Here is a 25882-nt window from a genome sequence, read left to right as displayed (position 1 = left end):
GGCGGGCGGCTCGCGGGCCCCGCTCGCGGACGGCCGCGCCGGGCGCGACCTCGTCCTCGGGTCCATCCTATCCCAGAAAAGGGCGAAGGCGCAGCAGCGCAAAAAACAGGTTCGGGCAGGACGGGGCGGCGCAACGGGGAAAACGACCGGCCGGCCGGTTGGCATCGGCGGCAATCCGCCGCATGCGATCGCGGTCGAAGACGGGGGCGAAAGGGGGCTCAGAAGCGCATGCCGGCCGAGCAGCCGCCGGCGGCCGCTCCGTTGGTCGCGGCGCCGCCGCAGCCCAGGATCCCGCAGCCGGACAAGGCGACGCTCGCGGCGACGAGCAGCGCGGCGACCTTGCAGCGCGACCAGCGTGACGGTTTCATCGGTGGGCGCCTCGTTCGAATGCGCGGGCGGTGCGGGATCGCGTCACTTGCATCGTGCGAGCAACCCTTCCAGCGCGCGATCGGGAATGCCGCTCGCGCGCAGCGCGTCGACCGTGCGGCTCACGTAGTCGAGCGTCGTGCCGTAGCGGCCGGCCGCGCAGCTGAACACTTCCTTCACGACGGTGTCGGACAGCTTGCCCGTATAGGTCGGTACGTCGCGGCGCATCACGAACGCGAGCGCGTTCACGCGTTCGCCGCTCTCGAGCGTGCAGGGCAGCCACGCGGGCCGGTACGACCCCATCGGCATCTCGCGCTTCCACAGTGTCTCGAGGTGCGGCTGCGCGGTCGGGCCCGACAGCCGGAACGCGATGCCCGAGCACGAGCCGCCGCGATCGAGCGCGAGCACGAGGCCCGGGCGTTCGGGCGTGCCGCGGTTCACGCGCGACCACAGGTAGAGCCCGCGGTGGTAGCCGTGTACCTTGCCGCGCACGGCGGCGACGGTCGGGAGACCGGGGTTCCAGATCAGCGAGCCATAGCCGAACAGCCAGAGATCCTGCCGGCCGTCCCAGTCGCGCATCGTGTGCGCGAGCGAGGCCGCGAGCTCGTCTTCCGTCAGCAGGCGCCCGTCGCCGATCGACGGCGGGTAGGCGGGCGGGAGCATCGCGGCGTTGCGCATCGTGCGAAAGGCTTACTGGTACGGGTTCGGGAAGCCCAGCTTCGCGAGGATGTCGACTTCGAGCGCTTCCATTTCGGCCGCGTCCTCGTCGCTCGTCTCGTGGTCGTAGCCCTGCGCGTGCAGCGCGCCGTGCACCAGCAGGTGCGCGTAGTGGGCCAGGAGCGGCTTGCCCTGCTCGTGCGCTTCCTTCTCGATGACCGGGCAGCACAGCACGAGGTCGCCGATCACGGTGCCGTCGGGCGCCGCGTCGTACGCGAAGGTCAGCACGTTGGTCGGATAGTCCTTGTGGCGGTAGCCGGCGTTCAGCGTGCGCCCTTCGCCTTCGCCGACGAAGCGCACGGTGAGCTGCGCGCTCGCGAACAGCGCCGGCTCGATCCATTCGGCGATCAGCTTGCGCTTGGGCAGCGTCTTGCGCACGTCGCTCGTGATTTCGTCGCCATACTGCACGGACAGGTCGAGTTCCAGCGCGCGCGGTGCGTCGTCGTGGTCGTCCTCGCGCGGCGCGAGCTCGGCCCCCACGTGCAGCGTTACGCTGTCGTAGTGCTCCGGCTGCAGCGCGAGCTTCGCGCGCATCGCCGGATCGTTGTGCTGCGCGACGATCGCGACGGCCGCGTCGCCGGAGCTGCCCGACAGGTCGAACATCAGGCTGCGGCCGTCCGGGAAGTCGATCCGCAGGCCCTGTGCGTTGACGGTGCGGGCCTTGCCCTTCGCGTCGAACAGCGAAAGACGGGGGGATTCGGGCGCGGCGGACTGGGCGCGACCGGACTTGCGGGAACGGGAAGATTTCATGACGCGTACGGCGATTGGGACGCGTCGAGGATACACCAAACGGCCGATCCCACCCGAATTCGACCGGGCAAAAAAAGCCCGGCGCGCCGTGTGGCGGGCCGGGCCGGCAGGGTGGGGGCAGGGCAGGCTGCCGCTCAGCCGTCCTGATGCTGTGCGTGGAACTCGTCGTACGCCTCGACGATGCGGGCGACGAGCGGATGACGCACGACGTCCGCGCTCGTGAAGCGCGTGAGCGCGATGCCGCGCACGCCGCCGAGCACCTGCTGCGCCTCGACGAGGCCGCTCTTGTGGCCGCGCGGCAGGTCGACCTGGCTCGTGTCGCCGGTCACGACGGCCTTCGAGCCGAAGCCGATCCGCGTGAGGAACATCTTCATCTGCTCGGGCGTCGTGTTCTGCGCCTCGTCGAGGATGATGAACGCGTGGTTCAGCGTGCGGCCGCGCATGTACGCGAGCGGTGCGATCTCGATCATCTGGCGCTCGAACATCTTCGCGGTCTTGTCGAAGCCGAGCAGGTCGTACAGCGCGTCGTACAGCGGGCGCAGGTACGGGTCGACCTTCTGCGCGAGATCGCCCGGCAGGAAGCCGAGCCGCTCGCCGGCCTCGACGGCCGGGCGCGTCAGCACGATCCGCTTGACCTGGTCGCGCTCGAGCGCATCGACCGCGCACGCGACCGCGAGGTAGGTCTTGCCGGTGCCGGCCGGCCCGATGCCGAACGTCACGTCGTGCGACAGGATCTGCTTCAGGTACTCGCGCTGCGCGGGCGTGCGGCCGCGCAGGTCGGCGCGCCGCGTGTACAGCTTCGGCGCGGGTTCCTCGTCTGGCTCGCTGGCGTCGAGCTGCACGACGGGCTCGTCGAACGGATGGTCGGGGTCGCCGCGGAAGCGCACGTCGAGCGTGTCCTGGCGGCCGTTGCCGGTCGTGTGGCGCACCTCGACCAGCGCGAGCTGGATGTCGTCGACCGACAGCGGATCGCGCGCGCGGTTGTAGAAGTTCTCGAGCGCGGCGAGCGCGAGCTTCGCGCCGCGCCCGCGGATCGTGATCCGGTGGCCGCGCCGCGCGAGCGTGACGTCGAGCGCCTGTTCGATCTGCCGCAGGTTCTCGTCGAGCGGGCCGCAGAGGTTGGCGAGGCGCGCGTTGTCGTCGCGCGGGGCAGTGAATTCCAGTGCTTGGACGGTCTTCAAAGTAGCGTCGGGCTCCTGTTGAGCGTCAATCAGTGGGTGGCCGCGCTCGCATCGCCGCTGACGAGCACGAGCTCGCCGCGCAGCGAATGCGGGTACGCATGGTTGATCCGCACGTCGATCATCTGGCCGATCAGGCGCGGGTGCGCGGCGAGCGGCGCCGGGAAATTCACGACCCGGTTGTTCTCGGTGCGGCCCGCGAGTTCGTTCGGGTCCTTGCGCGACGGGCCCTCGACGAGGATCCGCTCGACCTTCCCGACCATCGACTGGCTGATGCGTGCGACGTTCTCCTCGATGGTCGCCTGCAGATGTTGCAGGCGTTTGAGCTTCACGTCGCGCGGCGTGTCGTCGTGCAGGTTCGCGGCCGGCGTGCCGGGGCGCGGGCTGTAGATGAACGAGAAGCTCGTGTCGTAGCTCATCTCGTGCACCAGGGCCATCATCTTGTCGAAATCGTCCTCGGTCTCGCCGGGGAAACCGACGATCATGTCGGTCGACAGCGACAGGTCGGGGCGGATCGCGCGCAGCTTGCGGATCACCGACTTGTATTCGAGCACCGTGTAGCCGCGCTTCATCGCCATCAGGATGCGGTCGGAGCCGTGCTGGACCGGCAGGTGCAGGTGGCTCACGAGCTTCGGCACCTTCGCGTAGGTGTCGATCAGGCGCTGCGTGAATTCCTTCGGGTGCGACGTCGTGTAGCGGATCCGCTCGATGCCCGGGATGTCGGCGACGTATTCGATCAGCGTCGCGAAATCGGCGATGTCGGACGAGCCGGCCGCCAGCGCGCCGCGGTACGCGTTCACGTTCTGGCCGAGCAGCGTGACTTCGCGCACGCCCTGGTCGGCGAGGCCGGCCACTTCGGTCAGCACGTCGTCGAGCGGGCGCGACACTTCATCGCCGCGCGTGTACGGCACCACGCAGTAGCTGCAGTACTTCGAGCACCCTTCCATGATCGACACGAACGCGCTCGGCCCCTCGACGCGCGCGGGCGGCAGGTGGTCGAACTTCTCGATTTCCGGGAACGTGATGTCGACCTGCGCGCGGCCGCTCGCGCGGCGCGCGTCGATCATCTGCGGCAGGCGGTGCAGGGTCTGCGGGCCGAACACGAGGTCGACGTACGGCGCGCGCGACACGATCGACGCGCCTTCCTGGCTCGCGACGCAGCCGCCGACGCCGATCAGCAGGCCGGGCTTCGCTTCCTTCAGCTCGCGCACGCGGCCGAGGTCGGAGAACACCTTCTCCTGCGCCTTTTCACGCACCGAGCAGGTGTTGAACAGGATGATGTCCGCGTCTTCGGGCGTATCGGTCTTCTCGAGGCCTTCGGCGGCGTTGAGCACGTCCACCATCTTGTCCGAGTCGTACTCGTTCATCTGGCAGCCGAAGGTCTTTACGTAAACTTTCTTGGTCATGGGGATTCGCCGTTCGCAGTGGTTGACCTGGGGGCGTCGTCAAGGGTGAATCGGGACGGCCGTGCGCGGCACGCGGATGCGCGCGGCGAGCAGGAAAGGCCGTCGGAAAAGCCTTCCATTATAGCTTTTCGCGCCGCCCCGGACGGGCGGCGGGTTGCGGCCGCGCGACGCCGGGTGTCAGGTTCCGACCCCTGAAAGGCCGGGAACCGGCCGTCAGCGGCACGCGTTCAGCAGGTCGTCGAGCGCGGTTTCCTCGCGCGCGAAGCGTTCGGCGAGGAAGTCGAGCAGCACGCGCACGCGCGGCGCCATGTAGCGCTTGCTGTGATAGATCGCGTGCAGCGGCGCGTCCTGGTGCCGCCAGTCGGGCAGCAGCACGCGCAGGCGGCCCGCGCGGACGTCGTCGGCGATGTCCCACAGCGACTTCAGCGCGATGCCGTGGCCGCGCAGCGTCCATTCGCGCGTGAGGCCGCCGTCGTTGGTCTCGAACGCGGTCGACACGGGCACCGTATGGATCTGCACCTCGTCGCCGCGCGTGAAATGCCAGGTGTTCATCGGCCCGGACGCGATCGTGATCACGTTGCATGGAAAACGGGCCAGATCGTGCGGATCGGCCGGCGAGCCGTGACGCTCGACGAACGACGGCGCTGCGCACAGCACGCGCCGGTTGGTGGCGAGCCGGCGGGCGATCAGCGCGCCGTCCGGCGGCGCGGCGAAGCGGATCGCGAGGTCGATCTCGTCCTGCCACAGGTTCGACGACGAATCGGATGCCGTCAGCGCGAACGTGACGTCGGGGTGCAGCGTCGTGAATTCGTCGAGCCAGTCGAGCAGCTGGTTGCGGCCGAAATCGGACGTCGACGACAGCCGCACCTTGCCGCCGACGACGTTGCGGCCTTCCTGCAGCATGGCGTCCGCGTCGTCGAGCGCCTGCAGCGCCTGGCGGCAGCAGTTCAGGTACAGCCTGCCCTCGTCGGTGAGCCGCAACTGCCGCGTCGAGCGTTCGAACAGCCGCGTCGCGATCTTCGCCTCGAGCTTCGCGAGGCGCGCGCTCGCGGCGGCCGGCGTGAGGTTCAGCTTGCGCCCGGCGGCCGACAGGCTGCCTAGCTCCGCGGCTTCGACGAACAGCCGGATATCGCCCAGTCGGTCCATGCGATTTTCCAGAAATTTTTGAAAATGGTTCAAATGTCACGCCAATTATCAAATATAGGCGTCTTCGGGACAATGCGCGCACATCCCGCTTCTTGTGCGGTGCGGCACCGATCGGGCGCCGCGGCCGCCGCCTTCCGGAGAACGTCATGCCCATCCCGTTACTGGCGCTCGCGATCAGCGCCTTCGCCATCGGCACCACCGAATTCATCATCATGGGCCTGCTGCCCGAAGTCGCGCACGACCTCGCCGTGTCGCTGCCGTCGGCCGGCCTGCTCGTCACGGGCTACGCGCTCGGCGTGGCGGTCGGCGCGCCGCTGCTCGCGGTGCTCACGAGCCGCATGCCGCGCAAGGCCGCGCTGCAACTGCTGATGGCGATCTTCATCGTCGGCAACGTGCTGTGCGCGACCGCATCCGGCTACGCGATGCTGATGGTCGCGCGCGTCGTCACGTCGTTCGCGCACGGCTCGTTCTTCGGGATCGGCGCGGTGGTCGCCGCGTCGCTCGTGCCGGCCGACAAGCGCGCGAGCGCGATCGCGCTGATGTTCACGGGGCTCACGCTGTCGAACGTGCTCGGCGTGCCGTTCGGCACCTTCGTCGGCCAGTTGCTCGGCTGGCGCGCGTCGTTCTGGATCGTCGCCGCGCTCGGCGTGCTGTCGCTCGGCGGCGTGGCCGCGCTGGTGCCGAACCGCCACGACAGCGGGCCGGTCGGCCTCGGCCACGAAGTGCGCGTGCTGAAGGAGCCGCAGGTGTGGCTCGCGCTGCTGATGACGGTGCTCGGCTTCGGCGGCGTGTTCGTCGTGTTCACGTACATCGCGCCGATTCTCGAAACCGTGTCGGGCTACGCGCCGCGTTCGGTCGCGCTGATCCTCGTGCTGTTCGGCGCCGGGCTGACGATCGGCAATACGCTCGGCGGCAAGCTCGCCGACCGCGCGCTGATGCCGTCGCTGATCGCGATCCTCGTCGCGCTGATGGCCGTGATGGCCGTGTTCGCGAAGACGAGCCACCTGCCGGTCGCGGCCGCCGTCACCGTATTCGTGTGGGGGATCGCCGCGTTCGCGACGGTGCCGCCGCTGCAGGCGCGCGTGGTCGAGAAGGCCGCGAGCGCGCCGCATCTCGCGTCGACGCTGAACATCGGCGCGTTCAACGTCGGCAACGCCGGCGGCGCGTGGCTCGGCGGCCTCGCGCTGGAGCACGGCCTCGCGCTCGACGCGCTGCCGTGGGTCGCCGTCGCGGTCACGTTCGCGGCGCTGGTCGTCACGTGGCTCGCGATGCGGCTCGACGCGCGCGGCCCGGCACGCGGCGCGGCGCCGGCAGCGCAGTGAGCGCGTCACGGGGCCGGGCGGCGACGCGATAGCGGCAGGAAAAGGTTCGCGAGAAACGCATTCCTCCGCAATGCTGATAACGGTGTGAAGATAACTTCGTTTGCCCGTGCCAGGCCGGGTGATAGCGTCTCGATACGCGCCATGGCTGGCGCAACCCGATTCCGATCCCGGCTTACCCCCTACGCAGGGCCGCACGGCGGCCCGGAGGCAATGCTATGTCTTCATCCCTGGCGCTCGTGCGCGACGTGTCTTCCTTCGAGTCCGGCAACGCGGCCGACCTGCACGCGTCCGCGTCGCTCGACGCCCTCGAGCAGGTCGTCGGCGTGAACCTCGCGCGTTTGCGCGCCGAGCGGCAATTGTCGCTCGATGCGCTCGCGCGGCTGTCCGGCGTATCCCGCGCGATGCTCGCGCAGATCGAGTCGGCGCGCAGCGTGCCGTCGATCAAGGTGCTTTGCAAGATCGCCGCGGCGCTGAAGGTGTCGGTCGCCGCGTTCCTGCGCCGCCACGCGGTAAACGGCTTCGAGCACCTGGCGGCGGAGCGCGCGTCGCGCGTCGTCAGTTCGAACGGGCGTTTCTCCGCACGCGCGCTGTATCCGGAAGGCGAGCCGGCCGCGGCCGAATTCCACGAACTGCGGATCGCGCCGCTGCATACGGAGCCCGGCGCGCGCCGTGCCCCCGGCACGACGATCAACCTCGTCGTCAGCGAAGGCACGCTCGAAGTCAGCGTGCATGACCGCCGTCAGTTGCTGGCGACCGGCGACGCGATCGTGTTCGATGCCGACCAGCCGTACAGCCTGCGCAACCCCGGCGACAGCGAAGCGCGCGCGTTTCGCGTGACGGTGAGCCCCGAGGTGCCGCCGCGCTGGCTCGTGCCCGATGCGGCGCATGCGGCCCACTGACCGCGCGGGCGCGACGCAACGGCCGCTTTGCCGTTGTCTCGCGGGCGTGCGGCCGGAGAGTCGGCCGTTCGGACGATGCCGTTAGACGGAGTCGTCAGTAAGGTTTTAGGTGTGGTGCGCTGCGCTTCGTGCGCAGCTGTTGTATGCTTGGCCCGCCGTTGACGGGGAACCCCCGTCCGGCAATCAGTGCGTCTTCAGGGCGGGGCGAAAATCCCCACCGGCGGTAGGCTGGCGTAAGCCGGCGAGCCCGCGAGCGCCCGCGCATCCGCGCGGGGTCAGCAGATCTGGTCGAATGCCAGAGCCGACGGTCATAGTCCGGATGAGAGAAGATGTGCAGATAGTCATGTCCGTCAGGGCCGCTTCGCGATGCGTGCGAAGCGGGTTGTCGTTCTGTCTGTTTGCAATGCCCTGGAACGTTTTTCGCCCAAATCGTATTTGCGAGGAGCGTTTCACATGTCCTTGATGTCCCGTTCGTCGGCACCGGCCGACGCCTTTGCCGATCTCCCATTGCTGGATTCCGAACCGGTGCCGCTGCGCATCGCCGCTGCGCTCGACGCGATGCGCGCCGGCCGCGCGGTCGTGCTGCAGGACGACCACGACCGCGAGAACGAAGCCGACCTGATCGTCGCCGCCGAGCGCATCACGCCCGAGACGATGGCGCTGCTGATCCGCGAGTGCAGCGGCATCGTGTGCCTGTGCCTGACCGACGACACGGTGCGCGCGCTCGAGCTGCCGCCGATGGTGCAGACCAACGAGAGCCGCAACGGCACCGCGTTCACGGTGTCGATCGAAGCGCGCGAAGGCGTGCATACCGGTGTGTCGGCGGCCGACCGCGTGACGACGATCCGCGCGGCGATCGCGGAAGGCGCGAAGCCGCACGACATCGTGCGCCCCGGCCACGTGTTTCCGTTGCGTGCGCAACCGGGCGGCGTGCTCGCGCGCCGCGGTCACACCGAAGGCACGGTCGACCTGTCGATCCTCGCGGGCCTGAAGCCGGCCGGCGTGCTGTGCGAGCTGATGAATCCCGACGGCACGATGACGCGCGGCGACGACGTCGAGCGTTTCGCGCAACGGCACGGGCTGCCGATGCTGACGATCGCGGAACTCGTCGAGTTCCGCGAGGCGCTGGCGGCCGCGCGCGAGCGCTGCTGCGAGCCGGCCTGAGTGACGGGAAAGCGGGTGCGTTCGCGCACCCGTAGCGGGCCGGATCGACCTGATCCGGCCTGCATGAATCTCAGGACTGCACGTCGCCGAATTCGCCGCGCATGCCGGCCTCGACGAGCGACGGCAGTTCGTCCATCTTGCGCATGATCCGTGTGATGCCCATCGCGCGCAGCGCGTCCGCGTAATTGTCGGGGATGTGGCTCGCGCCGACGAACGCGATCGTCTTCATCCCGGCCGCCCGCGCGGCATTCAACCCCGATACGCTGTCCTCGACGACGATGCAGCGCGCCGGCGCGACGCCGAGCGTCTGCGCCGCGTGCAGGTAGACGTCGGGGTAGGGTTTCGGTCGTGCCACCTGTTCCGAGCTGAACACGCGCTCGCCGAAGATCTCGGTGAGCGACGCGCGCTTCAGCGAATTGCGCACCCGCACGAGCCGGCTGTTCGAGACGACCGCCGCCGGCAGCGTGACCTTCAGCAGCGCATCGCGCACGCCGGAGATCGGTGCGAGCGATTGCGCGAGCGCGACCTCGATGTTGTGTTCGATGGTCTCGATGAAGTTCGCGGGCATCTCGATGCCGAAGCGGGATTCGATCCCGGTGAGGAAGCGCGACGTCTGCTGGCCGAATGCCGATTTCGCGGCGGCTTCGAAATCGAGGTTCGGGAACGTGGCGGACAGCGTGTCGAGCAGCACGCGGTCGGCAATGACTTCGCTGTCGACGAGCACGCCGTCGCAGTCGCAGATGAGGTGATCGAGCATGATGGTGAACAAGCGGACAATCGGCGACGCCGATCAATTCGCCATCATACGTGCTTTCATGCGCGCGCCGCGTGACGTTTCGGCAAATTTGCCCGATGCGGCCGGGTCGTGCCGATCGGTGCGGAGGCCCGCCTGTCAGGCGCGCGGCCGCCGTTGTCGAAGGGCGTGCCGACGGGCGGGCGCGTGCTCGACGAGGACGCGGAAATCCACTCCCATCCGATGCGCATCGCGCGGCTCGCCGCCGCAAGCGGCTTCGGGCGTGCATCGGGATTCGTCTGGGAAATGCGGCTGGAGAGAATGCCGGTCGAGCGCGTGATCGACGTGACGCCGGCCGTCGTCATGGAGACGAACGTGAAGCGGAAATCGCGGGTGACGGCCGCGAGCGACCGGTAGCAAAAAGGGGGGGCGGGGCGAGAGAAGGACGAAGCGCGCGGCGCCGAACGCCACGCGCTTCGTTCAGGCCGCGATCAGATCGTGGCGTGCAGGTGCAGATACAGGCCGGCTGCCGCGGCGCCGCCGAGCAGCGGGCCGACGACGGGCACCCACGCATAGCGCCAGTCGCTGTCGCGCTTGCCGGGGATCGGCAGCAGCGCGTGCATGATGCGCGGCGACAGGTCGCGCGCCGGGCTCATCGCATAGCCGGTCGGGCCGCCGAGCGAGATGCCGATGCCCAGCACGAGCAGGCCGACGGGCAGCGCGTCGAGTGCGCCGAGGCCGACCTGCGGCGACGCGAGGTACAGCACGCCGAGGATCAGCACGAACGTGCAGATCGCTTCGGTCAGTACGTTGTGCGTGACGCTGCGGATCGCCGGCGCCGTGCAGAACACCGCGAGCTTCAGGTCCGCATCGGCTTCCTTCGCGAAGTGCTGGCGATACGCGAGCCACACGAGCAGCGCGCCGGCCATCCCGCCGAGCATCTGCGCGAGGACGTAACCGCCGACTTTCGACCACGCGAACTTGCCCGCGAGCGCGAGGCTGATCGTGACGATCGGGTTAAGGTGCGCGCCGCTGAACGACGCGGTCACGTACACGGCGACGAACACGGCCATCGCCCAGCCCATCACGATCACGATCAGGTCCGCGCCCTTGCCCTTGGTCTTTGCAAGCAGCACGTTTGCGACCGCGCCGTTGCCGAGCAGCACGAGGATCGCCGTGCCGATGAATTCTGCAATATAAGGTGACATGTTGTCTCTCGTATGTCGCGGCGGACTCGCGCGTGGCGCGGTCCGCCGGTGTTGTTGTATTTCGTTGGGATACCGGAGGATTACTGGGCGTCGTCGGCCCATGCCTTCGCGGCGCGCACCGCGCGTTGCCAGCCGGACATGCAGCGATCGACCTGCTCCTTCGGCATCGACGGCGAGAAGCGGCGATCGAGCTGCCACTGGTCGCGCACTTCGTCGAGGTTCTTCCAGTAGCCGATCGCGAGGCCCGCGAGGTAGGCCGCGCCGAGCGCGGTCGTCTCGGTGATCTGCGGGCGCACCGCATCGACGCCGAGCAGGTCGGCCTGGAACTGCATCAGCAGGTTGTTCGCGCTTGCGCCGCCGTCGACGCGCAGCTCGCCGATGCTGATGCCCGAATCGGCTTCCATCGCGGCCAGCACGTCGAGCGACTGGTACGCGATCGCGTCGAGCGCCGCGCGCGCGAGATGCGCGGAGGTCGTGCCGCGCGTGACGCCGAATACCGAACCGCGCGCCCGTGCGTTCCAGTGCGGCGCGCCGAGGCCTGCGAACGCGGGTACAAGGTAGACGCCGTCGGTATGCGGCACGCTCGCGGCGAGCGCTTCGATTTCCGCGGCCGTCTTGATGATGCCGACGCCGTCGCGCAGCCACTGCACGACCGCGCCCGCGATGAAGATGCTGCCTTCGAGCGCGTACTGCACGTCGTCGCCGATCTGCCACGCGATCGTCGTGACGAGGTTGTTCTTCGACTCGATCGGCTTGTTGCCGGTGTTCATCATCAGGAAGCAGCCGGTGCCGTAGGTGTTCTTCACCATGCCCGACGTCGTGCACATCTGGCCGAACAGCGCCGCGTGCTGGTCGCCGGCGATGCCCGCGAGCGGGATCTTCGACGCGAACACGGTGGTCTTCGTGTGGCCGTAGATTTCCGACGACGCCTTCACTTCCGGCAGCATGCTGCGCGGGATGTCGAGCAGCTCGAGCAGCTCGCTGTCCCACTCGCGCGTGTGGATGTTGAACAGCATCGTGCGCGATGCGTTCGTCACGTCGGTCACGTGCAGTTCGTGCTTCGTGAAGTTCCACACGAGCCAGCTGTCGACGGTGCCGAACGCGAGCTTGCCCTGGCGCGCCTTCTCGCGTGCGCCCGGCACGTTGTCGAGGATCCAGCGGATCTTCGTCGCGGAGAAGTACGAGTCGATCGGCAGGCCGGTCTTCGCGCGCACCTTCGCCTCGAGCCCCTGCTTCTTCAGCGAGTCGCAGAAGTCGGCCGTGCGGCGGTCCTGCCAGACGATCGCGTTGTAGACGGGCTGGCCCGTCTCGCGATCCCAGACGATGGTCGTCTCGCGCTGGTTGGTGATGCCGATCGCGGCGATCGACGTGCCGTTCAGGCCCGTGCGCGTGACGGCTTCCGCGGCGACGCCGGCTTGCGTCGACCAGATTTCCTGCGGGTCGTGCTCGACCCAGCCGGGTTGCGGGTAGATCTGTTCGAATTCCTTCTGGGCGATCGAAACGATATTGCCCTGGCGATCGAACAGCATCGCGCGGGAACTCGTGGTGCCCTGGTCAAGCGCGAGGATGTACTGGTCCTGCATGTCTCTCATCTCCATCCGTGGATTGGCGTAGTTGTGATGCGCGCCGCATGTGGGGCGGCGCGTCGGTGAATCAACGTCGGTACGGCAACTGCAACAGCATCCGGATCACGCGTGCGGCGCGTGCGCGGCGGCGAACCATGCGTCGACCGCGGCCGTCACCGCGTCGAGCGTGCCCGGCGTCACGTGCAGGCCGAGCTTCGAGCGGCGCCACAGCACGTCCTGCGCGCAGGTCGCCCATTCGGCGTCGCGCAGGTAGCGCAGTTCGGCTTCGTGGATGCCCGGCGCGATCTCGGCGCCGAGGTCGGCGAGCGACTTCGCGCCGTCGACCACGCGCTCGGCACGCGTGCCGTACGCACGCGCATAGCGGCGGGCGAGCGCGGCGGGCAGCCACGGATGGCGTTTGGCGAACGCGTCGGCGAATACGTCGAACTTCGCGTCCGCGATGTCGCCGCCCGGCAGCGCGACGCCGGCGGTCCAGGTTTTCGCGTCGCGGCCGAGCGCGCGGCACAGCATGTCGCCGGCTTCTTCCGCGAGCTTGCGGAACGTCGTGATCTTGCCGCCGAACACCGACAGCAGCGGGGCGCCCGCGCCGTCGTCCAGCTCGAGGCGATAGTCGCGCGTGACGGCCGACGCGTTCGCCGCGTTCTCGTCCTCGAGTAGCGGGCGCACGCCCGAGTAGGTCCAGTGCACGTCGGCCGGCGAGATCTTGCGCTTGAAGTAGCGGTTGATCGAATCGCACAGGTACTGCGTCTCGTCGCGATCGATCGCGACTTTCGCGGGATCGTTCGTGTACTCGACGTCGGTCGTGCCGATCAGCGTGAAGTCGTGCTCGTACGGAATCGCGAAGATGATCCGCTTGTCCGGGTTCTGGAAGATGTATGCGTGATCGTGATCGAACAGGCGGCGCGTGATGATGTGGCTGCCCTTCACGAGCCGCACGCTGTGATGCGCGCCGCGGCCGAGCGCGCCGTGCAGCACTTCGCCGACCCACGGGCCGGCCGCGTTCGCGATCGCGCGCGCATGCACGACCTGGATCGAGCCGTCGGCGTGCTGCAGCCGCGCTTCCCATTCGTCGCCGCGGCGTTCGGCGGAGACGAGCCGGGTGCGCGTCAGGATCTCGGCGCCGCGCTCCTTCGCATCCATCGCGTTCAGCACGACGAGGCGCGCATCGTCGACCCAGCCGTCGGAATAGACGAAACCGCGCTTGATCGAGTCGATCAGCGGCGCGCCGGCCGCGTGGCGGCGCATGTCGATGCCGCGCGAGCCGGGCAGCAGTTCGCGTTTCGCGAGGTGATCGTAGAGGAACAGGCCGATGCGGATCAGCCAGGCCGGGCGCAGGTTCGGCATGTGCGGCATCACGAAGCGCAGCGGCCACATGATGTGCGGCGCCGCGCGCAGCAGCGTTTCGCGCTCCTGCAGCGCCTTGCGCACCAGCCCGAACTCGTTGTACTCGAGGTAACGCAGGCCGCCGTGAATCAGCTTCGTGCTGGACGACGACGTGTGCGACGCGAGGTCGTCCTGCTCGCAGAGCAGGACCGACAGGCCGCGGCCGGCCGCATCGCGCGCGATGCCCGCGCCGTTGATGCCGCCGCCGACGACGAGCAGATCGTAGCGATTCGGTTGGATCACCTGCTGTCCTTATCGTCTGTTGAAATAGAGTGAACACAAAAATGTTCGAATTCGAAATTTAACGAACGAAATCGAAAAAGTAAAGTTCGAAAAAGCGGGGCCAGTAGCGCGTGGCGCGATCCCGGACGATACTGGCGGAATCGACCGTTTCGCGAGGTGAATCATGCGTATTGGGATGTGGACCGGCGTGTGCGCCGTCCTTCTGGCGGGCTGCAGCGCCGGCACGCCGCCGCTCGCCGGCAACTGGCGGGCGCCGTCGTTCGTCGACCTGCAGACGTCGTGCGGCGGTCCGGCGCGCGACTGGGGCGCGGACGCGCAGCCGGTCTACTCGACGCTGTACGACGCGTATGTGGCGAAGCGGTATCGCGGGCTGACCGAGGCGAACTATTGTGCGTTCGTAAACGAACTTTCGACCCACTATGTGGCGCCTGACGCGGCGGCGCGCGCCGGCTGGATCGCATATTTCAACGGGGCGCGCGCGCAGGCCATCAGCTGGCGGGCGGCGGTCGATCCGACGCTGCGCGGCGGTTGAAGCCGGCCGCGGCGAACGGGCGGGGCAAGCGGAAACGACCGCGCGGCCGGAGTCGGCCGCGCGGACGGGTCAGGTCAGGAACAGCGGAATGTCACGAATAGCGGTACTTGATGGATCGCAGCGCGGCGTCGCCGGTCTCGGTCACGCAGTATTTGCGTCCCGAGCCGAGCCCTTCCAAGCGAACGAGCTGCTGTTCGAGCAGGATGTCCAGTTCATCCCGATCCATATCGCGCTGATCAGGCGCGTCCTTCACAAGCAATAGCGTGGCGAATTCATGCGGACTCAGCATCGTTCTCTCCATGGCAATCGGACTGCCCGCGCAGCCGGCGCAAACGCCGGCGCGCGATACCCCGCGGGGTATGGCTTGGGGGGAAAAGCTGCATTCGCCGGCCCTGCAGTTCGCACCGCCCTGGCACAGGCGGATCAGGCGAACGGGCCGGGGAACTGGAGTCTAGTCGAGCGCGCGGGCAACGACAAATCGTGCCCCGTTAATTTTCCGTTTGACAGGAACGGGGGCCGCAAGCGGTTCGCGCGCGGCGCCAACTTCTTGATTTCACTTGAAGTTTCAGGTGCGGTGCAGCATCGCGATCGTCATTCCGCGACGTACACCTGGGTGCCGGCCGCGGCCACCGTGTCGGCCATCTCGGGCGGCAGCGGCTTGTCGGTGAAGAGCGCGTGCACCTGGCTCAGGTGGCCCTGGCGCACGAGCGCCGGGCGGCCGACCTTCGAATGATCGGTCACGAGGTAGACCGTGCGCGCATGCTGCATGATCGCCTCGGCCACGCGCACCTCGCGCGTGTCGAAGTCGCGCAGCGTGCCGTCGGCCTCGATCGCCGACGTGCCGATGATCGCGTAGTCGACCTTGAACTGCCGGATGAAGTCGATCGCGAGCTCACCGACGATGCCCTTGTCCCACGGCCGCACGATGCCGCCCGTGATCAGTACCTCGCAGTCGGGATAGCCGCTCATCATCGACGCGACGTTCAGGTTGTTCGTGATCACGTGCAGCCCGTGATGGCGATTCAGCGCGCGGGCGACTTCCTCGGTCGTCGTGCCGAGGTTGATGAACAACGACGCCTGGTCGGGAATGTGCGACGCCGCGAGCGCCGCGATGCGCCGCTTCTCGTCGTGGAACATCCGCTGGCGCGCGGTGTATGACACGTTCTCCGAACTGGTCGGCAGGCTCGCGCCGCCGTGGTAGCGGCGCAGCAGGTTCAGGTCGGCGAGCCAGTTCACATCGCGGCGGATCGTCTGCGGCGTCACGGCGAAGTGCGCGGCGAGATCGTCGACGGTCACGAAGCCGTCGCGCTGCACCCATTCGAGCAATTCCTGCTGGCGCGCGTTGAGGGTGAGGCGGGGATCTCGGGTCATGGCTCGATGGTCGTGTCGTGAGACGGAGCGGGTATTGTAAGGGCGGCAACGGCATTCGGCCGGCGCGGCGGGCGTCGCGGCGCGTAATTCATGCGGGAATAGCATGGATTCATGTGACAAATGAATTTGTGCGATCGCGCTGATCGCGCTGCAATGGCGGATTGCCTGCGCACGCGGGCGGGCGTTCACTCAGCTTTCGACGAGGTGGCATCGATGACTGGCTTCAACTGGCACAACCCGTATCCGACGACCCGCATTCCGGTATTCGCGCGCAACGTCGTGTCGACGTCGCACCCGCTGGCCGCGCAGGCCGGCCTGCGGATGCTGTGGAAGGGCGGCAATGCGGTCGACGCGGCGCTGGCCGCCGCGGCCGCGATCACCGTCGTCGAACCGGTGTCGTGCGGCCTCGGCGGCGACGCGTTCGCGCTCGTGTGGGACGGCGAGCGGCTGTCCGGGCTGAATGCGTCGGGCGTCGCGCCGGCCGCATGGAACGTCGACTACTTCCGCAAGCGCCACGGCGAGAACGCGCACGGCTTCGCGAACAAGCCGACGCGCGGCTGGGATACCGTGACCGTGCCGGGCGTGATCGCGGGCTGGGAAGCGCTGCACGCGAAATTCGGCTCGCTGCCGTTCGCGGACCTGCTCGAACCGGCGATCGAGATCGCGGAGCGCGGTTATGCGGTGCCGCCGATCGTCGCGCACAAGTGGGCCGCGGCCGTGCCCGAACTGCAGGGCCTGCCGGGCTTCGCGGACACTTTCATGCCGCACGGCCGCGCGCCGCACGTCGGCGAACGCGTGTGCCTGCCCGGTCATGCGCAGACGCTGCGCACGCTGGCGAAGGACGGCGCCCGGGCGTTCTACGAAGGCGCGCTCGCCGAGCGCATCGCCGCGTTCGCGCGCGAAGGCGGCGGCGCGATGACCGAAGCCGACCTGCGTGCGTACCGGCCGGAATGGGTCGAGCCGATCGGCAAGCGCTTCGGCCGCCACACGATTCACGAGATCCCGCCGAACGGGCAGGGCATCGCCGCGCTGATCGCGCTCGGGATCGCCGAGCAGGCGGGCGTGACCGAATGGCCGCTCGATTCGGTCGACTCGCAGCATCTGCAGATCGAGGCGATGAAGCTCGCGTTCGCGGACGTCTATCGTTACGTCGCCGATCCGCGCGCGATGGACGTCACGCCCGAGCAGATGCTCGACGACGCGTATCTCGCCGAACGCGCGAAGCTGATCGATCCCGCGCGCGCGACGCACTTCGGCGCCGGCCGGCCGCATTCGGGCGGCACGATCTACCTGTCGGCCGCCGACGAGCGCGGGATGATGGTGAGCTTTATCCAGTCGAACTACATGGGCTTCGGTTCGGGGCTCGTCGTGCCGGGCACCGGCATCGCGCTGCAGAACCGCGGGCACGGCTTCTCGATGGATCCGGCGTCGCCGAACGTCGTCGCGGGCGGCAAGCGGCCATTCCACACGATCATCCCGGCGTTCGTCACGGAGGAAGTCGACGGCCGCACCGAGGCCGTGATGAGCTTCGGCGTGATGGGCGGCGACATGCAGCCGCAAGGCCATCTGCAGACCGTCGTGCGGATGCTCGGCTACGGGCAGCAGCCGCAGGCGGCGTGCGATGCGCCGCGCTGGAAGGTCAACCGCGACTTCACGCTCGACGTCGAATCGACGATGAACCGCGCGACCGTCGACGCCCTGGCCGCACGCGGCCATACGATCCAGTCGATCGACGATCCTTACATGGATTTCGGTTCGGGGCAGTTCATCTGGCGTCTCGACCGCGACGATCGCGAGCGCGGCTACGTGGCGGCGAGCGACAGCCGGCGCGACGGCCTGGCGGCCGGTTTCTGACGGATCGCCGCCGTTTTGCGTGCTCGACGGGCGGCCGAACGGCCGCCCGTTTCGTTTGGCGCGGCCCCGTACCGTCGACCGGGCGCAAGCGGTTTGAAGGACTCATCTAACGAACGGCAACGGACGTCGCGGAACTGCGCCTGTCGGGTATGGTCAGTGCTCTGGAGCACGAACCGCAAAGTCCGGCTAAGATGCCAGCATGGTTCGGCCGGACCAATTCACTATAAACGACGTAAAACGCCGCCTGCGGGAAGGCGGGCGCCTGTGCCGAAGGCATGGGCCGGCCCCCGCGCGACGACTGGGAGCGCACCACCATGGACACGAAAACGACGCATGTCATGCCGTGGCGTATCGAGGACATCGACCTGAACCGGATCGATCGTCAGCGTGCCGCCGCGAACGAGGATCTGCTGCTGCTGCTGTGCGCGTCGTCGTTCATCGAAAGCGGCTCGGATCTCTACACGAGCAATCTGAGCACCTTCTTCAATGACGATCCGGAAGTCTCCGCATGGCTCAACAATGCATGGGAGCACGAAGAATTGCAGCACGGCCGCGCGCTGAAGGCGTACATCGCGCACGTGTGGCCCGAGTTCGACTGGGATACCGCGTTCGCGAATTTCTTCGCCGAGTATTCGAAGACCTGCTCGGTCGAGGCGTTCGAGAAGACCCGCGCGCTCGAGATGGTCGCGCGCTGCGTCGTCGAGACGGGTACCGCCACGCTTTATCGCGCGATCAACGAGTGCTCGGACGAGCCGGTGCTGAAGGAAATCACCGACAACATCCGCACCGACGAAGTGCGTCACTACAAGCACTTCTTCAAGTTCTTCAAGAAGTACAACCAGGTCGAGGGCAACGGCCGGCTCGCCGTGCTCGGCGCGCTGGCGCGCCGCGTGATGGAAATCAAGAACGAGGATTCCGAGATCGCGCTGCGCCATGTGTTCGCGATCCGCTATCCCGATCGCGTCGGCGACAATCAGTACAACCGCGAGCGTGCCGCGCGCATCAATTCGCTCGTGCGTCGCAACCTGTCGGCCGACATGTGCGTGAAGATGCTGCTCAAGCCGCTCGACCTGCCCGCGAAGATCCAGCCGGGCGTCCACTATCCGCTCACGAAGATCACGCGGCACGTTTTCCTGCGCTGATCGACGCGGTACGGCCCGTCGCGCGTACGCTAGCGCTTCCTCGTCCGATCCGCTCCAGGGCCACGCCATCATGACCGATACCCATCGCCACGCACTCGAACAATGGACGTTCGATGCGTGGCCGTCCGCCATCGTGGCGCTGTTCGACGGCACCGCGCTCGAGCGTCATGCCGACCTCGCCGCGTCGCTGATCGTCGCGACCGACGACGGCCAGTTGCGCACGACGCTGCTCGGCGTCGGCGAGATCTATGCGCACGATGCGCGTACGCTGCTGATCGCGCTTTGGCCGCAGTCGCGGGCCGCGCGCGCGATCGCGCAGCGGCGCACGGCCGCGTTGACGCTCGTCGCGGACGGAGCGTTCTTTCAGGCGCAATTGAAGATGACGCCGCTCGAAGGAGACTTCGGCGGCCTCGCCGGATTCGCCGCGACGATCGCGCGGGGCGATGCGCAGCGGGTCGGCTATGCGCGACTGGCGACGGGTGTCACGTTCACGCTGGAAGGGGAGCGCGCCGCGGTGCTCGCACGCTGGCAACGCCAGGTCGAGCACCTGCGGCGCGCAGCCGCGCGGCTTCAGTGACCGCGCTGGCCGCTGCGCGACGAACGATTGCGGTTCGGGTGCGCGGCGTTGCCGTTCGCCGGGCGGGCGCTGTTGCCGCCGCCCGCCGGACGTCCGCCGGTACCGCCGGCGCCGCCTTGCGTGCGCGGCTTCGCGGCCTTCTGCTGCGAGGCTTTCGGTTGCGCGTTGCCGTCGCGTTTCGCGGCCGGCTGGCCTGACCCGCCCGCCCGCGGCTGGCGATTGCCGCCGCCACCGCCGCCGCCATTACCACCACCGCGCGGCTGTTGCCCGCGACGCTGCTGGATCGGCTCCGGCTTCGCGTTCGGATCGGGTTCGAAGCCCGCGATCACTTCCTGCGGAATCTCGCGCTTGATCAGCCGCTCGATGTCGCGCAGCAACTGCTTCTCGTCGACGCACACGAGCGACACGGCTTCGCCGGTCGCGCCCGCGCGGCCCGTGCGGCCGATCCGGTGCACGTAATCCTCGGGCACGTTCGGCAGGTCGAAGTTGACGACGTGCGGCAACTGGTCGATGTCGATCCCGCGCGCGGCGATATCGGTCGCGACGAGCACCTGCAGCGTGCTGTTCTTGAACTCGGCCAGCGCGCGCGTGCGGGCCGACTGGCTCTTGTTGCCGTGGATCGCCATCGCGCTGATGCCGTCCTTCGTCAACTGCTCGGCGAGCCGGTTCGCGCCGTGCTTGGTGCGCGTGAACACGAGTACCTGGAACCAGTTGTGTTCGCGGATCAGGTGCGTGAGCAGCTCGCGCTTGCGATCGCGGTCGACCGGGTGGATCTTCTGCGCGACGCTTTCGGCCGTCGTGTTGCGGCGTGCGACCTCGATCAGCGCGGGCGAATCGAGCAGGTTGTCCGCGAGCGCCTTGATTTCGTCGGAGAAGGTGGCGGAGAACAGCAGGTTCTGGCGCTCCGGCGGCAGCTTCGCGAGCACGCGCTTGATGTCGTGGATGAAGCCCATGTCGAGCATCCGGTCGGCTTCGTCGAGCACGAGGATGTCGAGATCCGACAGGTCGATGGTCTTCTGCTGCATGTGGTCGAGCAGGCGGCCCGGCGTCGCGACGACGATGTCGACGCCGCGCTTGAGCGCATCGATCTGCGGATTGATGCTGACGCCGCCGAACATCACGGTCGAGCGCAGCTTCAGGTACTTGCTGTACGCACGGACGCTTTCCTCGACCTGCGCGGCGAGTTCGCGCGTCGGCGTGAGGATCAGCGCGCGCACCGCGCGCTTCGCCCCGCGATTGTCCGCGTAGAACGTATGCAGGCGTTGCAGGATCGGCAGCGTGAAGCCGGCGGTCTTGCCGGTGCCCGTTTGCGCGCCGGCGAGCAGGTCGCCGCCGCCGAGGACGGCAGGGATCGCCTGCTGCTGGATCGGGGTCGGCGATGTGTAGCCGAGCTCGTTGACCGCCTTGACCAGCGGTTCGGCCAAGCCGAGAGATTCGAAAGACATAGATACCACTCTTGAGTTTTATGATCGGCGACACCTCGCGCGGCCCGCGCGGGGACTGGCGTCGCAAAAAGCAAAGGGGCGCGGCTGCGGTTTCCCGCAGCCGCGCCCCGTTTGCGTCACGCGTTATTTAGTCAAGCGGCGCGGAACGCAGGTCACTCACCTGTTGCGGCGAGATCGGCGTACCGTTGTTGCCCCACGACATCCGGATGTACGTTACTACAGCTGCGACTTCCTGGTTCGACAGCGACTGCGCGAACGGCGGCATGCCGTACGGACGCGGGTTCTTGAACGTGCTCGGCGGATAGCCGCCATTCAGCACCATGCGGATCGGGTTGACCGCCGATTCCATCATGATCGAGTGGTTGCCCGCGAGCGGCGGATAAGCAGGCGGCTTGCCCGCGCCGGTTTCGGCGTGGCAGGTCGCGCAGTTGTCTGCGTAGATCTTCTTGCCCTGGTCGAACAGCGCGTTGCCGAATTGCTTCGACGGCTCGTACTGCATGTTCTTCGGCGCTTCAGCCTTCTGCGGGATCGACTTCAGGTACGTCGACATCGCGCGCGTATCTTCGTCGGTCATGTACTGCAGGCTGTTGTGGACCACGTCCGCCATCGGGCCGAACACCGCGCCCTTCTGCGACACGCCGGCCTGCAGCAGGTCGGACAGCTCCTGCACGTGCCAGTCGCCGAGGCCGAGTTCCTTGTCGTTCGTCAGCGACGGCGCATACCAGTTCTGCAGCGGGATCAGGCCGCCGGCGAACGCCGACGAACTCACCGGGCCGCCCATCATGTTGATCGACGTGTGGCACATCGAGCAGTGGCCGAGGCCTTCGACGAGGTACGCGCCGCGGTTCCATTCGACCGACTTCGTCGGATCCGGCTTGTATTCGCCTTCCTTGAAGAACAGCGTGCGCCAGCCGATCAGCAGGTTGCGGTTGTTGAACGGGAACTTCAGTTCGTGCGGACGGCTCGGCACCGACACCGGCGCGACCGAGCGCAGGTACGCGTAGATCGCGTCCGAATCCGCGCGCGTGACCTTCGTGTAGCTCGCGAACGGGAAGCCCGGGTAGAGCAGGCTGCCGTCCTTCGAGCGACCCGTGTGCATCGCGCGGTAGAAGTCGTCCGACGTCCACTTGCCGATACCGTTCTGGTCGTCCGGCGTGATGTTCGGCGTGTACATCGTGCCGAACGGCGTCGCCATCGGCAGGCCGCCCGCGAACGACTTGCCGCCGCGCACGGTGTGGCACGCGATACAGTCGCCGACGCGCGCGAGGTATTCGCCCTTCTTGATCAGCGCGGCCTGGTCGGCCGGCGTGGCCGCGACGGCGGAAGCGCCGTGCAGCGTGTCGTTGCCCGGCCACAGGACCGGCACGAGGGCGGCGGCCGCGACGATCGCGGCGGCCGAGAGTGCAAACAGGGACTTGCGTTTCATTGTGTCTGTCTCCCTTGCCTTATTGCGGTTCGCTGCCGCAGGCGAGCGGAGTCTTCATCGAACGCGCCGGGGCCGGCACGGGGTTGGCGGGCGCCGGTTGCGCGGCGAGCCATGCGGTCACGGCCGTCACGTCTTCGTCGGAAAGCTTCGACGCGATGTCGTGCATGCAATCCGGTGCCTTCGCGTGACGGTTGCCCGAGCGCCAGGCGCCGAGCTGCGCGCTCAGGTAATCGGCGTGCAGGCCGACGAGGCCCGGGATCGCCGGCTGCATGCCGGTCAGCCCTGCGCCGTGGCAGGCCACGCAGGCCGGCAGCTTGCGGGACGGATCGCCCTGCGTGACGAGCTGCTTGCCGCGTGCGAGCGTCGCAGCCGGCAGCGTCGGCTTCGCCGGCGTCGGATACGGCGGACGTTCGGCCGAGAAGTGCTCGGCGATTTCGCGCAGGTAGTCGTCGTTCAGGTACGTCAGCAGGTAGTTCATCGGCGGGTACTTGCGCCGGCCGTCACGGAAGTTGACGAGCTGGTTGTACAGGTACTCGGCCGGCTTGCCGGCAAGACGCGGGAAATAGTCGTTGTCGGTGCCCTGGCCGTGGACGCCGTGGCATGCAGTACAGCCGCGCACACGCTCGGCCATGGTATCGGGTGCCTTGAGCGGCGCCTGCTGGGCGTGCGCTTGCTCCGTGGGCTTGGTCTGCGCTTGGGCAGCGCTCATAAGGCCCGCGCCGCCGATCATCAGAACGGCGAGCAGCGGACGGAAGAGGCGTCTTGAAGACACACGAGACTCCATGATTATTCGTCGGGGACCTTGTCCGGGCTACGATCGGCTCGGCGCATGGACGGCAGGACAGCCGGGCTGCTGCGACGCGGCATTCTATCATCGATGGGTAATGACGGCTATTTGGCAAAAGGACATCGGTTCCTGTCTGTTTGCGACTTGCGACAATTTGACGCGTATTGCGACGCCGCTGTGTGAACCGGCGTGCGTTTTCCCCATCGAAGACCGTACACTCGCGGGTCGCGCGGCGCCGCCTCCGCCGCTGGTCCAGTCATTTCTCCCGTTTCCGGATTCATCAATGACGTTTTCTACCGTGCAGTTGCCTTCCTCACGCCGTCCGTCCCGTTGCCGCCTCGCCGGCCCGTCGCTTTCGGGAGGGTGCGCGCGATGAAGTTCGACAGCTTGTGGATCGGTCAGGTCGCGCTCGCGGCGCTGATGGACGCCGCGTTCGCGATGGCGGTCGGCTCGGCGCTGCTCAAGGCGTGGCTCGGCAAGGACGGCGCACGGCCGGTCATCTCGCCGTCGCATCCGGCGTGGCTGCGCGCGCAACATTCGCTGGTCGCGGCGGCGCTGGCGCTGGTGCTCGCGGATCTCGGCTGGCTCGTCTACGAGGCCGCGACGATGAGCGGCGCGGGGCTTGGCGGCGCGTTCGCCGCGATCCCGGTCATGCTGATGCAGACGCATACGGGCTTTGCGTGGAGCGTCGCGTTCGCCGGCGCCCTGGTGCTCGCGATCGTCGCGCTCGCGAAGCCGGACGGCCCCGTCGCACACGCGGTGCTGTGGTTCGCGGTGATCGTGATCGCGGCCGGCAAGGCTTCCCTCGGCCATGCGGCCGATACGGGCGCACTGTCCGCGGCGGTCGGCGTACAGACGCTGCACCTGCTCGCGACGGCGGTGTGGGGCGGCCTCGTGCTCGCGGGCGGGCTCGCGGTGCTGCCGGCACTCGGCTCGTCGGTCGCGCGCGGCGCGCTGATCCGCATCGGCCAGCACCTGTCGCGCACGTCGATCGCCGCGGTCGTGTTCGTGCTCGGCACGGGCGCGCTCAACGCGATCCGCGGGCTCGGCGGCTCGCTCGCGCCGCTCGACGGCAGCACGTGGGGGCGCGTGCTGTTGCTGAAGCTGCTGCTCGTCGCGCTCGCGCTCGTGCTCGGCGGCCTGAACCGCTTCTCGGCGCTGCCGCGCCTGCGCCGCACCGCGTCGACCGAGGACGCGCACACGTTCCGCAATATCCTGCATCTCGAGGGGATGACGATGATCGGCGTGTTCGTCGCGGCAGCCGTGCTGTCGTTCAGCGTGCCGGGCTTCGCGGCGCTCGGCTGACGGCCCGTTGCGCGCGGCGCCACGCAACGGTGCCGCGCATGCAGGCACGGCCGCCTGTCGGGCGGCCGTGCCGACATCGGGGCGTACCGCGCGGGCCTCGGCCGCGCGCGGTGGGCGTCGCGCTTACCACTCGGCGACACTGCCGTCCGCATGGCGCCACACCGGATTGCGCCAGCGGTGGCCGGTCTTCGCCATCTCGCGCACCTTCTCCTCGTTCACGTCGATGCCGAGCCCCGGGCCCTGCGGGATCGCGACGAAGCCGTCCTCGTAGCGGAACACCTCGGGGTTGCGCAGGTAGTCGAGCAGGTCGTTGCCCTGGTTGTAGTGGATGCCGAGGCTTTGTTCCTGGATGAATGCGTTGTAGCTGACCGCGTCGAGCTGCAGGCACGCGGCGAGCGCGATCGGGCCGAGCGGGCAGTGCAGCGCGAGCGCGACGTCGTAGCTTTCCGCGAGCGTCGCGATCTTGCGGCACTCGGTGATGCCGCCCGCGTGCGATGCGTCGGGCTGGATGATGTCCACGTAGCCGCCCGCGAGGATGTGCTTGAAGTCCCAGCGCGAGTACAGCCGTTCGCCGAGCGCGATCGGCGTGTTGGTCTGGTTGACGATGTCGCGCAGCGCCTCGGCGTTCTCCGACAGCACCGGCTCCTCGATGAACATCAGCTTGTACGGGTCGAGCTCCTTCGCGAGCACCTTCGCCATCGGCTTGTGCACGCGGCCGTGGAAGTCGACGCCGATCCCGACGTGCGGGCCGACCGCGTCGCGCACGGCCGAGACGTTCGCGATCACCTGCTCGACCTTGTCGTAGGTATCGACGATCTGCAGTTCCTCGGAGCCGTTCATCTTGACGGCCTTGAAGCCGCGCTCGACGACCGCGCGCGCATTGTTCGCGACGTCGCTCGGCCGGTCGCCGCCGATCCACGAATACACCTTGATGCGGTCGCGCACCTGGCCGCCCAGCAGCGCGTGCACCGGCACGCCGTGATGCTTGCCCTTGATGTCCCACAGCGCCTGGTCGACGCCGGCGATCGCGCTCATCGTGATCGGGCCGCCGCGGTAGAAGCCCGCGCGGTACATCACCTGCCAGTGGTCTTCGATCAGCAGCGGGTCGCGGCCGACGAGGTAGTCGGCCAGCTCCTGCACGGCGGCCTCGACCGTGTGCGCGCGGCCTTCGACGACCGGCTCGCCCCAGCCGACGATGCCCTCGTCGGTTTCGATCTTGAGGAACAGCCAGCGCGGCGGGACGACAAAGGTTTCGAGGCGGGTGATTTTCATGACGCGAGTCTCCATGGTTGACCGGCGCGGCCGCTCGGGCGCGGCGCACGGTCGCGTGCTTTCACGGTTA

At 68.1% G+C, this 25882-nt stretch carries 24 protein-coding genes, 1 pseudogene and 1 riboswitch; of the genes and pseudogenes, 9 read left to right on the top strand and 16 right to left on the bottom strand.

The features are described from left to right. Positions 1-218 precede the first annotated feature (218 nt). The 6 genes from G3N62_RS07110 to G3N62_RS07085 form a co-directional block, all read right to left on the bottom strand. Positions 219-368 (bottom strand): hypothetical protein, encoded by a 150-nt coding sequence (locus G3N62_RS07110; RefSeq protein ID WP_167361875.1) that lies wholly within the window; start codon positions 366-368, stop codon positions 219-221. Positions 369-411: 43 nt separating this feature from the next. Next, positions 412-1044: a gamma-glutamylcyclotransferase gene (locus tag G3N62_RS07105; RefSeq protein ID WP_034189027.1), complete on the bottom strand. Its 633-nt coding sequence runs from the start codon at positions 1042-1044 to the stop codon at positions 412-414. A gap of 12 nt (positions 1045-1056) precedes the next feature. Next, the gene (gene ybeY, locus G3N62_RS07100; RefSeq protein ID WP_124671111.1) at positions 1057-1833 is read right to left on the bottom strand and encodes an rRNA maturation RNase YbeY; all 777 of its coding nucleotides are present in this window, start codon (positions 1831-1833) and stop codon (positions 1057-1059) included. A gap of 134 nt (positions 1834-1967) precedes the next feature. Then, positions 1968-3014, bottom strand: a complete 1047-nt coding sequence (locus G3N62_RS07095) for a PhoH family protein (protein WP_034189029.1) — start codon at positions 3012-3014, stop codon at positions 1968-1970. Between the two features lie 29 nt (positions 3015-3043). Continuing rightward, positions 3044-4417, bottom strand: a complete 1374-nt coding sequence (miaB, locus tag G3N62_RS07090; protein WP_034189030.1) for a tRNA (N6-isopentenyl adenosine(37)-C2)-methylthiotransferase MiaB — start codon at positions 4415-4417, stop codon at positions 3044-3046. Between the two features lie 213 nt (positions 4418-4630). Continuing rightward, positions 4631-5563 carry a LysR family transcriptional regulator gene (locus G3N62_RS07085; protein WP_034189031.1) on the bottom strand — a complete coding sequence of 311 codons (933 nt, stop codon included), beginning with the start codon at positions 5561-5563 and terminating at the stop codon, positions 4631-4633. 146 nt (positions 5564-5709) lie between these two features. Here G3N62_RS07085 and G3N62_RS07080 point away from each other — a divergent pair, with 146 nt between their 5' ends. The 3 genes from G3N62_RS07080 to ribB all read left to right on the top strand — a co-directional run bounded on the left by G3N62_RS07080 (position 5710) and on the right by ribB (position 8948). Continuing rightward, a complete protein-coding gene (locus G3N62_RS07080) occupies positions 5710-6885 on the top strand; it encodes an MFS transporter (protein WP_069706293.1) in 1176 nt (391 codons plus the stop codon). Positions 6886-7100: 215 nt separating this feature from the next. After that, the gene (locus G3N62_RS07075; RefSeq protein WP_049031911.1) at positions 7101-7784 is read left to right on the top strand and encodes an XRE family transcriptional regulator; all 684 of its coding nucleotides are present in this window, start codon (positions 7101-7103) and stop codon (positions 7782-7784) included. 186 nt (positions 7785-7970) lie between these two features. After that, positions 7971-8119: riboswitch (FMN riboswitch) on the top strand. 118 nt (positions 8120-8237) lie between these two features. Continuing rightward, positions 8238-8948: a 3,4-dihydroxy-2-butanone-4-phosphate synthase gene (gene ribB / locus G3N62_RS07070; protein WP_124671112.1), complete on the top strand. Its 711-nt coding sequence runs from the start codon at positions 8238-8240 to the stop codon at positions 8946-8948. 70 nt (positions 8949-9018) lie between these two features. Here ribB and G3N62_RS07065 read toward each other — a convergent pair whose 3' ends face one another. Next, positions 9019-9705: an HAD family hydrolase gene (locus G3N62_RS07065; protein ID WP_034189103.1), complete on the bottom strand. Its 687-nt coding sequence runs from the start codon at positions 9703-9705 to the stop codon at positions 9019-9021. A 180-nt stretch (positions 9706-9885) separates the two neighbouring features. Between G3N62_RS07065 and G3N62_RS07060 the strand changes: the two are divergent. Next, positions 9886-10098, top strand: a pseudogene (locus tag G3N62_RS07060) (pyridine nucleotide-disulfide oxidoreductase); the annotation flags it as partial. A 74-nt stretch (positions 10099-10172) separates the two neighbouring features. Here the strand turns inward: G3N62_RS07060 and G3N62_RS07055 are convergent. The 3 genes from G3N62_RS07055 to glpD all read right to left on the bottom strand — a co-directional run bounded on the left by G3N62_RS07055 (position 10173) and on the right by glpD (position 14101). After that, positions 10173-10889 (bottom strand): MIP/aquaporin family protein, encoded by a 717-nt coding sequence (locus G3N62_RS07055; protein WP_027785355.1) that lies wholly within the window; start codon positions 10887-10889, stop codon positions 10173-10175. Positions 10890-10969: 80 nt separating this feature from the next. Further along, on the bottom strand, positions 10970-12472 hold the full coding sequence (glpK, locus tag G3N62_RS07050; RefSeq protein WP_034189035.1) for a glycerol kinase GlpK: 1503 nt from the start codon (positions 12470-12472) through the stop codon (positions 10970-10972). A gap of 105 nt (positions 12473-12577) precedes the next feature. Further along, complete coding sequence (glpD, locus tag G3N62_RS07045) at positions 12578-14101, bottom strand: glycerol-3-phosphate dehydrogenase (protein WP_069706276.1); 1524 nt, start codon at positions 14099-14101, stop codon at positions 12578-12580. 163 nt (positions 14102-14264) lie between these two features. Between glpD and G3N62_RS07040 the strand changes: the two genes are divergently transcribed. Continuing rightward, on the top strand, positions 14265-14633 hold the full coding sequence (locus G3N62_RS07040) for a hypothetical protein (RefSeq protein WP_034189037.1): 369 nt from the start codon (positions 14265-14267) through the stop codon (positions 14631-14633). Positions 14634-14724: 91 nt separating this feature from the next. On the opposite strand, the gene G3N62_RS07035 is transcribed toward G3N62_RS07040, so the two are convergent. Both G3N62_RS07035 and G3N62_RS07030 read right to left on the bottom strand, forming a co-directional pair. Continuing rightward, positions 14725-14922 (bottom strand): hypothetical protein, encoded by a 198-nt coding sequence (locus G3N62_RS07035; protein WP_006477892.1) that lies wholly within the window; start codon positions 14920-14922, stop codon positions 14725-14727. Positions 14923-15224: 302 nt separating this feature from the next. Beyond that, complete coding sequence (locus G3N62_RS07030) at positions 15225-16004, bottom strand: DeoR/GlpR family DNA-binding transcription regulator (RefSeq protein WP_006493999.1); 780 nt, start codon at positions 16002-16004, stop codon at positions 15225-15227. Positions 16005-16217: 213 nt separating this feature from the next. Between G3N62_RS07030 and G3N62_RS07025 the strand changes: the two genes are divergently transcribed. The 3 genes from G3N62_RS07025 to G3N62_RS07015 all read left to right on the top strand — a co-directional run bounded on the left by G3N62_RS07025 (position 16218) and on the right by G3N62_RS07015 (position 19577). Next, entirely contained in the window at positions 16218-17858 is a 1641-nt protein-coding gene (locus G3N62_RS07025) for a gamma-glutamyltransferase family protein (protein WP_034189038.1), read from the top strand. Between the two features lie 314 nt (positions 17859-18172). Then, a complete protein-coding gene (locus G3N62_RS07020; protein WP_034189104.1) occupies positions 18173-19000 on the top strand; it encodes a ferritin-like domain-containing protein in 828 nt (275 codons plus the stop codon). Between the two features lie 70 nt (positions 19001-19070). After that, entirely contained in the window at positions 19071-19577 is a 507-nt protein-coding gene (locus G3N62_RS07015) for a hypothetical protein (protein ID WP_059560475.1), read from the top strand. Here the strand turns inward: G3N62_RS07015 and G3N62_RS07010 are convergent. From G3N62_RS07010 to G3N62_RS07000, 3 genes are all read right to left on the bottom strand, one after another. Next, positions 19571-21022 (bottom strand): DEAD/DEAH box helicase, encoded by a 1452-nt coding sequence (locus tag G3N62_RS07010; protein WP_034189040.1) that lies wholly within the window; start codon positions 21020-21022, stop codon positions 19571-19573. The two genes, G3N62_RS07015 and G3N62_RS07010, sit on opposite strands and share 7 nt — an antisense overlap. A gap of 127 nt (positions 21023-21149) precedes the next feature. Further along, positions 21150-22448, bottom strand: coding sequence for a cytochrome c (locus tag G3N62_RS07005; protein ID WP_034189041.1), 1299 nt, complete (start codon positions 22446-22448; stop codon positions 21150-21152). Between the two features lie 19 nt (positions 22449-22467). Beyond that, complete coding sequence (locus G3N62_RS07000) at positions 22468-23232, bottom strand: c-type cytochrome (RefSeq protein WP_034189042.1); 765 nt, start codon at positions 23230-23232, stop codon at positions 22468-22470. A gap of 375 nt (positions 23233-23607) precedes the next feature. On the opposite strand from G3N62_RS07000, the gene G3N62_RS06995 reads away from it, so the two are divergent. Next, on the top strand, positions 23608-24540 hold the full coding sequence (locus G3N62_RS06995; RefSeq protein ID WP_034189043.1) for a CopD family protein: 933 nt from the start codon (positions 23608-23610) through the stop codon (positions 24538-24540). Between the two features lie 123 nt (positions 24541-24663). On the opposite strand, the gene dgoD is transcribed toward G3N62_RS06995, so the two are convergent. Continuing rightward, entirely contained in the window at positions 24664-25812 is a 1149-nt protein-coding gene (gene dgoD / locus G3N62_RS06990; protein WP_034189044.1) for a galactonate dehydratase, read from the bottom strand. Positions 25813-25882: the final 70 nt, after the last annotated feature.

The organism is Burkholderia sp. Tr-20355 (genome assembly GCF_017104685.1).
GTDB classification, from domain to species: domain Bacteria; phylum Pseudomonadota; class Gammaproteobacteria; order Burkholderiales; family Burkholderiaceae; genus Burkholderia; species Burkholderia seminalis.
This window is presented reverse-complemented; position numbering and strand designations above follow the sequence as displayed.